Source organism: Okeania sp. SIO2B9, from assembly GCF_010672505.1.
Classification (GTDB): domain Bacteria; phylum Cyanobacteriota; class Cyanobacteriia; order Cyanobacteriales; family Microcoleaceae; genus Okeania; species Okeania hirsuta.
In genome coordinates, this window is sequence record NZ_JAAHGK010000170.1 from 1 (window position 1) to 8,181 (window position 8,181).

General features: G+C 34.8%; 9 protein-coding genes. 4 read left to right on the forward strand and 5 right to left on the reverse strand.

Features of this window, described 5'->3' with window-relative positions:
- Positions 1-111: 111 nt before the first annotated feature.
- Positions 112-1,425: a serpin family protein gene (locus F6K13_RS08515; RefSeq protein WP_240039155.1), complete on the reverse strand. Its 1,314-nt coding sequence runs from the start codon at positions 1,423-1,425 to the stop codon at positions 112-114.
- Positions 1,426-1,457: 32 nt separating this feature from the next.
- Here F6K13_RS08515 and F6K13_RS08520 point away from each other — a divergent pair, with 32 nt between their 5' ends.
- Both F6K13_RS08520 and F6K13_RS08525 read left to right on the forward strand, forming a co-directional pair.
- Positions 1,458-1,940, forward strand: coding sequence for an ABA4-like family protein (locus F6K13_RS08520; protein WP_124147062.1), 483 nt, complete (start codon positions 1,458-1,460; stop codon positions 1,938-1,940).
- Positions 1,941-2,846: 906 nt separating this feature from the next.
- Positions 2,847-4,268 carry an NAD(P)/FAD-dependent oxidoreductase gene (locus F6K13_RS08525; RefSeq protein WP_287243118.1) on the forward strand — a complete coding sequence of 474 codons (1,422 nt, stop codon included), beginning with the start codon at positions 2,847-2,849 and terminating at the stop codon, positions 4,266-4,268.
- Positions 4,269-4,825: 557 nt separating this feature from the next.
- Here the strand turns inward: F6K13_RS08525 and F6K13_RS08530 are convergent.
- The 4 genes from F6K13_RS08530 to F6K13_RS08545 form a co-directional block, all read right to left on the reverse strand.
- Complete coding sequence (locus tag F6K13_RS08530; protein WP_287287206.1) at positions 4,826-4,960, reverse strand: hypothetical protein; 135 nt, start codon at positions 4,958-4,960, stop codon at positions 4,826-4,828.
- A 225-nt stretch (positions 4,961-5,185) separates the two neighbouring features.
- Positions 5,186-6,121: a hypothetical protein gene (locus tag F6K13_RS08535; protein ID WP_287243114.1), complete on the reverse strand. Its 936-nt coding sequence runs from the start codon at positions 6,119-6,121 to the stop codon at positions 5,186-5,188.
- Positions 6,081-6,431: a glutathionylspermidine synthase family protein gene (locus tag F6K13_RS08540; protein ID WP_287243112.1), complete on the reverse strand. Its 351-nt coding sequence runs from the start codon at positions 6,429-6,431 to the stop codon at positions 6,081-6,083. Before F6K13_RS08540 ends, F6K13_RS08535 begins: the two co-directional genes overlap by 41 nt.
- Before the next feature lie 175 nt (positions 6,432-6,606).
- Positions 6,607-7,125 carry a hypothetical protein gene (locus F6K13_RS08545; protein WP_287287207.1) on the reverse strand — a complete coding sequence of 173 codons (519 nt, stop codon included), beginning with the start codon at positions 7,123-7,125 and terminating at the stop codon, positions 6,607-6,609.
- 254 nt (positions 7,126-7,379) lie between these two features.
- Here F6K13_RS08545 and recR point away from each other — a divergent pair, with 254 nt between their 5' ends.
- Together recR and F6K13_RS08555 are read left to right on the forward strand one after the other, a co-directional pair.
- A complete protein-coding gene (gene recR, locus F6K13_RS08550; protein ID WP_205127479.1) occupies positions 7,380-7,973 on the forward strand; it encodes a recombination mediator RecR in 594 nt (197 codons plus the stop codon).
- An 8-nt stretch (positions 7,974-7,981) separates the two neighbouring features.
- Positions 7,982-8,181: hypothetical protein (locus tag F6K13_RS08555; RefSeq protein ID WP_287287208.1), on the forward strand; the 200-nt coding region annotated here is incomplete at its 3' end.

Consider the following 8,181-nt stretch of genomic DNA (forward strand, 5'->3'; position numbering starts at 1 on the left):
CATTCATTTGCAAAAATACTTTTTTCCTATATATTCCCTGTTGCCTGTTGCCTGTTGCCTGTTGCCTAAAAGCGATAAATTTTTGGCTTTATTCACGCATTGAGATGCACCCTAATTTTCTGGATTTGTAATTTCTCCCATAAATAGAATAGTGCCAGAATCATTCTCTGTAATTGTCAAAAAGAAGGGACGATCGACTAACATATCAACAGGTATCTCTGCACTTCTTACTCCCATAGTTATACTGGTCGCTGCTCCTGCTTCTGTTCCTGCTTCATTAACTTCCACAAATGTTTTATGTTTAATTTCATCTATATATAACTCTGGTGGAATAGGACGCATCCCAGAAAAATCAGCATTATTTTTGTTAAAAGCTATCTCCATTCCTAAAGATTTCAACGCATCATTGAGGGTAATTTCATATTCGGTTTTAAATTTTGGCAAGCCTAGATTTACTTTACAATAGTCAAATTGCAGCATCCAATTTTCCCAGTTTTCCTCATTTAAAATTTGATAAAATCTGTCTAATCCTACTTTTTCTTTGGGAAGGAATATATACATACTTACTCCTCCTTCTCCATAGGGTAAACTTACTGCCTGAAATTCTTCATCTTCGTAATATAAATATCTAGATGATTGAAACATTATTGGATGTTGTTTTTTTGTGCCATTCGGTAGATAAAAAGGTTGTTCTTTTGTGGAATATTCTGCAAATTCTTGCTCCCAATTGCCTTGAAAATAAATAGCATTTAACAAAACCATCACTGTATTAGGTTCGAGTTTTTCGATGATTTTATCAATTTTGCCCTTAGTAATATCGTTGACCCAATTGTTGATAATTTCAGGACTTCTAGGATGCTCGAAGTCTATTTGACTTACCTTGCTCTGATAAAAATTTTGATTTCTTTGCATAAATGTTGGCTCAAAAGACATCCCTTTTTTGGTCCATATTGAGTTGGCAATATCTAATTTAATGTCTGGATTTAAACTATTTAATAAAATGCCTAATTCTTTGTTTGCTTGATTAACTTCTTCTAAACTCATTCCCTGAAAATTTAATGCTTTAGTCATAGCATCTCTGGTTTTTCCTTCGGCACCGTTGTAGGTCATTGATAGAGCGATCGCTATACTGCTCGGAGAGATAAAAATATTTTTATTTGATTGTGATTTTTGAATTTCTGAAAATAGTTGAAAGGCAAATCTATTATTAGCGGAAACTAATTTCATACTGATGTCCATATCTTCTATTTTAGCGAATATATTCTGTCGGGAATTTGTCTGATTATCAGTATGAAATTCCCGATTCCTTAACTTTATTGCAACTCCAGGCAAATTATAGATACTAATAATGATAATTATAGCCATCGTCCCTAGAGACATTTTTGCCGAAATGGCATAACATTTATTTAAAAGTTCTTTCAACATTTTCTTACCCCTACTGGAGTCAATAACTAACAATGACAATCGATCTAATTTTCAACGGTGCTAACTTATTTGTATTACCATTTTGGACATTAATAATATTTTTGCCTAACTGGAAAGTTACTCGCAAAATCATGGAATCTTTTATTCCGTTTGTATTATTAGCCGTCCTTTATCTTTACCTACTTATTAGTAGTATTACCCCTGAATCTGCTGCTGCTTTATCCAACCCTACTTTGCCAGATATTGCTAAATTCTTTGGAGAAGAATCTGCTGCAGCAACAGGATGGATTCATTTTCTGGTCATGGATTTATTTGTCGGTCGTTGGATTTATTGGGAAGGACAACGTACTGGTGTTTGGACTATCCACTCAATAATTCTTTGTTTATTTGCCGGACCTTTTGGCTTATTATCTCATATTTTAACCTATTGGATTAGTCAGAAATTCTTCGGTAATTTTACAGAGGGTACAACTAAAACACCCACTGTAGAACAAGTTTCAACAATTAATAATTAATAATTAATAATTAATAATTAATAATTACCTCTCCTTGAAAACGGATAGGATTGACTAATAATGAAAATTTTTTCTCTCTTGGTCGATTGGATATGGCGAGGAGACCTCGCCATCCCTCGACCGCTTGTTTCTCCTTGAAAGGAGAGGCTTTAAACCTTAATTATTCAGTAAAATTCAGGGGGTGTATTTAATAGACATCTCTAATAATCAAAAATCAAATAAATTGTCGTACAGAAATTATCAATTATTTCTCCCTACTCCCTACTCTCTCTTTTCTCGAGAAGTCTAATAGTTTGTTAATTTTATAGATTCTTAATTAATCTTCAGTAGTTTCTCATACCTGACTAATATTTTGAGAGTTAAATAAATAATGTAAGCATTTCCTGCGGAATGCTTACTAAATAATTATTGGATTTGAGATTTGAAGTGGTAGTTCATTAATGGATAATGGATAATTACCTCTCCCTTTTAGGGAGAGGATTGACCAATAAGGAAAAAATTTATTTTTTTCCCCTTTCAAGGGGAAGCTAATAAAGCTGAATTGTTTAATTATTTAATTATTTAATTATTAATTATTCGGTAATTTATGAGTTCTTGAATACTGGGAATAGTGGGGGGGGAAGGTTTGAAGATGCGGAGTTGATCTTCTGGGATATTCCCCACTAATTAATACTATTAAATATCGTATTTTTTTGATATTAAAGCTATTTATTAATCTACTTTTAGTAGTAAGCAATTTTTCCTTCTGCCTTCTGCCTTCTTCTGTTTAGGGCGATCAAACACGAAGTGGCCGATAGTTGACTATCCATCAGCAATTTTCCCTTCTTCCTTCTTCCTTCTTCCTTCTTCCTTCTTCCTTCTTCCTTCTTCCTTCTTTTAATTTCCCATTTTTATAGAGGTAAAATTATGGCAGTTGAATATGATATTGTGATTATTGGCGGTGGTTCGGGGGGTTTAGTTGTAGCTTCTGCTGCTGCTCAACTTAAAGCTAAGGTAGCATTAGTAGAACGTGACCGTCTTGGTGGTGATTGTTTGTGGTTTGGTTGTGTTCCTAGTAAGTCTTTAATTCATGCTTCTCGTGTTGCTTATCAAGTAAAAAATGCTTCTAGGTTTGGCATTTATACTCAACCCCCAGAAATTGAATTTGCTAAGGCAACTGGTCATGCTCAACAAGTAATAGCTAATATTCAACCACATGATTCTCCAGAAAGATTTAGGGGTTTGGGTGTTGAAGTTATTTTTGGAGAAGGTAAGTTTATAGACCGTAAAACTTTTGAAGTTGATGGTAAAAAATTAACTGCTAGAGCATTTGTTGTTGCTACAGGTTCTCGACCTGCTATTCCATCTGTGGAGGGGTTAAATTCTGCTGGTTTCCTGACAAATGAAAAGGTATTTTCTCTCCAAGAAAGACCAAATTCTTTGGCAATAATTGGTGCTGGACCGATAGGTTGCGAGTTGGGTCAAGCTTTTTCTCGTCTTGGTAGTGATGTGACTATTATTTCTAGTAGAAGTCATATTTTGCCGAAGGAAGAACCGGAAGCTGCTCTAGTTGTACAGGAACAATTTGAGTCCGAAGGTATTAAGATTTTGTCAGAAACTAGGGCGGAAAAAGTAGAAGTTGTGGATGGGAAAAAAGTAATTACGGCAGGTGGAAAAAATATTATATTTGATGAGATTTTGGTTGCTGGTGGTAGGTTGCCTAATGTAGAATCTTTGAATTTAGATGCTGCTGGTGTAGAAGTAGGAAAGCAGGGAATTATTGTTAATGAAAAGCTGCAAACTACGAATTCTAAAATTTATGCTTGTGGTGATGTAATTGGTGGTTATCAGTTTACTCATGTAGCAGGTCATGAAGCAGTTGTTGCTTTAACAAATGCGTTATTTTTTCCCATTAGTAAGGCTAATTATCGGGTTATTCCTTGGGCAACTTTTACTGACCCAGAATTGGCAAGGGTAGGGTTAACAGAACAGCAAGCGAGGGAACGTTTTGGAGATGATGTTTGTGTATTGAAGCAGCCTTTTTCTGGTGTAGACCGCGCTCAAGCTGAGGCAGCTACAACTGGATTTGGTAAGATTATTACTAGAGGAAATGGAGAAATTTTAGGGGCGCATTTAGTTGGTATTTCTGCTGGTGAATTAATCCATGAAATTGTTTTGGCAATGTCGAATAAGTTGCCTGTTTCTGCTTTGACTGGGATTCATATTTATCCGACTTTATCTGAGGTAAATAGTAAAGCTGGTTTATTGTTGAAAAAACAGAAATATGCCAAGAATTTATGGCAGCAGAATATGTTAGAAAAGTTCTTTAATTGGAGGCGATCCTTTTAAAGGAAGGAAGAGGGAAGAAGGAAGAAAGTAAATTTAAAAGCAATTGTAGGGTGCGTTGCAACGCACCTTATAAGTTAAGTAGATTCATAGGGTGAGCAAATAATAATTTTTTGGTAGTCCTGCTCGCGTAATTGTAGATAGGAATAAAAAATTCTTGGTACGGGAGCAAGATGCTCCCACTACGGTGTCTTGTAACAAAAATAATTACAATGCACAAACAATGAAAATGTATCACCACCAATTTTTTGATCTTAATTAGGACTTACGCATTACAAGACCAATATGGGAATTGCTATACTTACTTTTCAGCAGTTGTAGGGTGTGTTGCAACTCACCTTATAACTTATACTAATTCCCATGCATTAATGCTTAACTTAGGTAACACTTCAGTTATTAAGTAATTAAAAAGAGTCAAAGAATTTTTTTGCTAATTATAGCGCTGTGCGCAGGCAACAGGCAATAGGCAACAGCTCATCTGGGGGAATAAATTGCTGATAATATAAGATTTTTAGCTATTGGACACCTCCTGTAATTTGTAAATATGCCAGCGCACATTGCTATACAAAGAGAAACATAAATATACCATATTCTCGAATTAAACTTTCTGAACTATCATCAATTTCTGCCGTTTCTAATCCTAATTTACGTTGCAAAGACTTCAAAATTCCATAAAGTCTCTGGGAAAGATTCATTAAAACAAACGGGATATACTTCATATTTGAGCATTGAGGCAAACAACTTTTTAATCATTATTGCTCGAATAGACAATTACACAAAGATGATTATTAATCTGTTTAGTATTAGATTGAAATGTAACTTATATTTAGTATCTAAATACTATCTCACTACTCATAATTTAGAGCTTGTAAAGTGGGATTGCTTTAATGTTAAAAATTCCTTTTCCTCTCTTTATAGTTCTAACAATCTCTACATTCTTTTATGCCTAATTCATCAAAGTAACTAGGATTTTTTTGTAAAATAATTTCATTGGAAACTTTTTGATTGAAATGAAAATCAAACATTAATGCTTTCCAATGTTCACATTTATCGCTGTAATGATAGCTTAGTTTTTTCTTGATATCTCCAATATATTTTCCTTTTTGTATCTTTGAGAATTTAGCATAATTATTTTGACGTAACATTTGTATTTGTTGCTCTCGCATTTCTAGCATTGACTGTAATTTTTTATCGTTCTCGACACCTAGATTATAAAATTGATTCTTGTCATCTTTAATACTTATTTTATCTCCTAAAATTTCCCGATCGCTATTTTGGAAAGAAGCTATAATCAACTTTTGTATTTTGTAAATCATTCTTAATTTAGAACGACTTATATTTTTTACATTATTTTTTATTTCCTCATCTATTATGCCTAAAATTATTTTTTTCTCTGTTTTGTAAGCAGCAGAAGTTAGGAAGTTATTAACTATCGTATTCAGACTCTTCTCTAATCTGATATAGTCTTTTTTCTCCTCAGTTTGACTTATAAATTGGAAAAATTGTTGAAAATTATCCCAATAATCGCATATTTTTGGTCTTAAAGGTTTTAATTCATTTAATACAGAACTTCTTTGTTGTTCTAAAGCTTCTAAAGTTTCACTGACTCTTTTAATACTATTTATGTTGTTTTTACCAAGTCTATCTATTAGTTCTATATATAACCAGTATAAAGAAGCTCGCCTGCTTAGTTCTCCTTTTCCTCTTTTTCCTTTTACAGCAATTTTTTCTGATTCCTGAAGTTGGTATTGTAAGCTATTAACCTTTGCTGATAATTCTCTCTTAGAATAACAAAATATTAACTGCCTAACTTCTTTACATGGAAAGGAATAACTTCGGTGGGTTGACACCATCATAAGCAAAGTCAAAACGACCATAAAGACTGGGGTCATCCCGTTCCCAAGACTGGCGACATAATTCCGCAAACTGTTCCGGAACAGATAATTGAGAAAAACGGTCTTCTTGGATAATTCGTTCTGCTGCTTCAATATACAATTCTTGTAGAGTTTGAGTTGCTACTTCCAGTTCATTTATTTCTGAAGTGGTGAAACGATAACAAGCAGTCTCATCCCAATATGGTTCTCCGTACATATTATAAAAATGAAAGCCAACCGCTTCACATTTCTGCTGCCAGTTGGCACGAGGTTCAATATTTATCCGTTTCATTTTCTGCCTTATTTTTAAATTTTAATTTTTGATTTTATAGCACGACACAAATACGCAGACATTTTTAACTAAGTCAGAAGTCAGTCAGGGATGACTTTAAATTTTTGACTTTAAACCTTAAACTTTAAATTTTTGACTTTTGACTTTTGACTTTTGACTTGAAACTTCTGCTATATCAACCTTTACCACCGCCTCTACCGACAAAACTACTACCACCTCTACCACCTCTACTACCAAAACCACTTCTGGTCACCGTACCAACAGAACTTCCAGACCTTCCCGAAGGACTTTTAAGAATACCTGCATTACTGGGAACAGGTTGATAACGACTATTACTATTCTGGTAATAGTAGATACTACCACCAGACCTGTAGTAATGAGGACCATAATAGTGTCCAGATGAATAACTTCCGTCTGTGACTGGTTCACATCTGTCTGCTCCTCCCCATTCTCTACGACAGTCTTCAAGATTTCTATAAACTTCGCGGTTGTCTCTACGAGATGTGCAAGCTTTTAAGGAAATTGAAGAGATTAGTACTAAGGAAATAATAATAGTTCTCTTAATTTTTCTTGTCTCACTCATGGACTTAAGATGATTACTACTTTTTCCACGATAGCTGCTCAATCTGGAAAAGCCCTCAATTTGTAACATTTGGTTTACATGAGCGATCGCCTTAATGAAGTCAGAAGTCAAAATTCAGGAGCCAGAAGTTAGAAAGTAAGAATTTATAATATTGATTTTTTCTGAGAGTAAAACTATTTATCGCTACAATCAAATAGTAGGTTGTGACTAAAAAATAAGGTCTCAAGCCTATTTTTTTAAAGGAATGAAAAGAATAAACTTCAGTATATCAAGTTGGATGGTTTCCTAGGTCATGCTGCGCAAACAGTGTTTGGTACTGATAACTGATAACTGATAGCTGATAACTGAATCGGAGGAAGTCCAAAATTTATACCCGACCTTTAGCCAGATTAATTGAACAATTACAAATGTTGCCTGGAGTTGGCCCTAAAACGGCACAACGTCTGGCACTACATATTATTAAGCGCCCGGAAGCAGAAATTCAAGCTTTAGCTCAAGCATTGGTTGATGCGAGGAAAAAAGTAGGTCTATGTGAGAAATGTTTCCATTTATCTGCTGAACCTATTTGTGAAATTTGTCGTAACCCTCAGCGAGACAAGGAAATTATTTGTGTAGTCTCTGACTCCCGCGACCTTATTGCTTTGGAGAAAACACGGGAATATAAGGGTGAATATCATGTCCTGGGGGGGGTCATTTCGCCGATGGATGGTATTGGTCCGGAACAGTTGAGTATTCAAGCTTTGGTGCGGCGAGTTAGTCAGGGAAATATTCAGGAAGTGATTATTGCTATTAGTCCGAGTGTGGAAGGAGAGACTACTACTTTATATGTCGGTCAGTTGTTGAGACCTTTTACAAAAGTGACCCGCATTGCTTTTGGTTTGCCTATGGGAGGAGATTTAGAATATGCTGACCAGGTAACTTTGGCGCGTGCGTTGGAGGGGCGTCGGGAATTAGAGTAGCGGGGAAGTTGATAGAAAAAGTTTCAGTAATTAGAGTAGCGGGGAAGTTGATAGAAAAAGTTTCAGTGAATTATGCAGAAATTTTGGCGTTGCTGAGTGGTAATGATTTTGAGATTAACTTTGGGCGCAAAACATCAGTTTTTCAATTTTACCTTCAGCTAATAGACATCTCCAAGAATCAAAAATCAATATCTATATCCCAAAGAAA

Coding starts and splice junctions, on each gene's coding strand:
- F6K13_RS08515 (WP_240039155.1), bottom strand. CDS start 1,425: ATGTTGAAAGAACTTTTAAATAAATGTTATGCCATTTCGGCAAAAATG.
- F6K13_RS08520 (WP_124147062.1), top strand. CDS start 1,458: ATGACAATCGATCTAATTTTCAACGGTGCTAACTTATTTGTATTACCA.
- F6K13_RS08525 (WP_287243118.1), top strand. CDS start 2,847: ATGGCAGTTGAATATGATATTGTGATTATTGGCGGTGGTTCGGGGGGT.
- F6K13_RS08530 (WP_287287206.1), bottom strand. CDS start 4,960: ATGAATCTTTCCCAGAGACTTTATGGAATTTTGAAGTCTTTGCAACGT.
- F6K13_RS08535 (WP_287243114.1), bottom strand. CDS start 6,121: ATGATGGTGTCAACCCACCGAAGTTATTCCTTTCCATGTAAAGAAGTT.
- F6K13_RS08540 (WP_287243112.1), bottom strand. CDS start 6,431: ATGAAACGGATAAATATTGAACCTCGTGCCAACTGGCAGCAGAAATGT.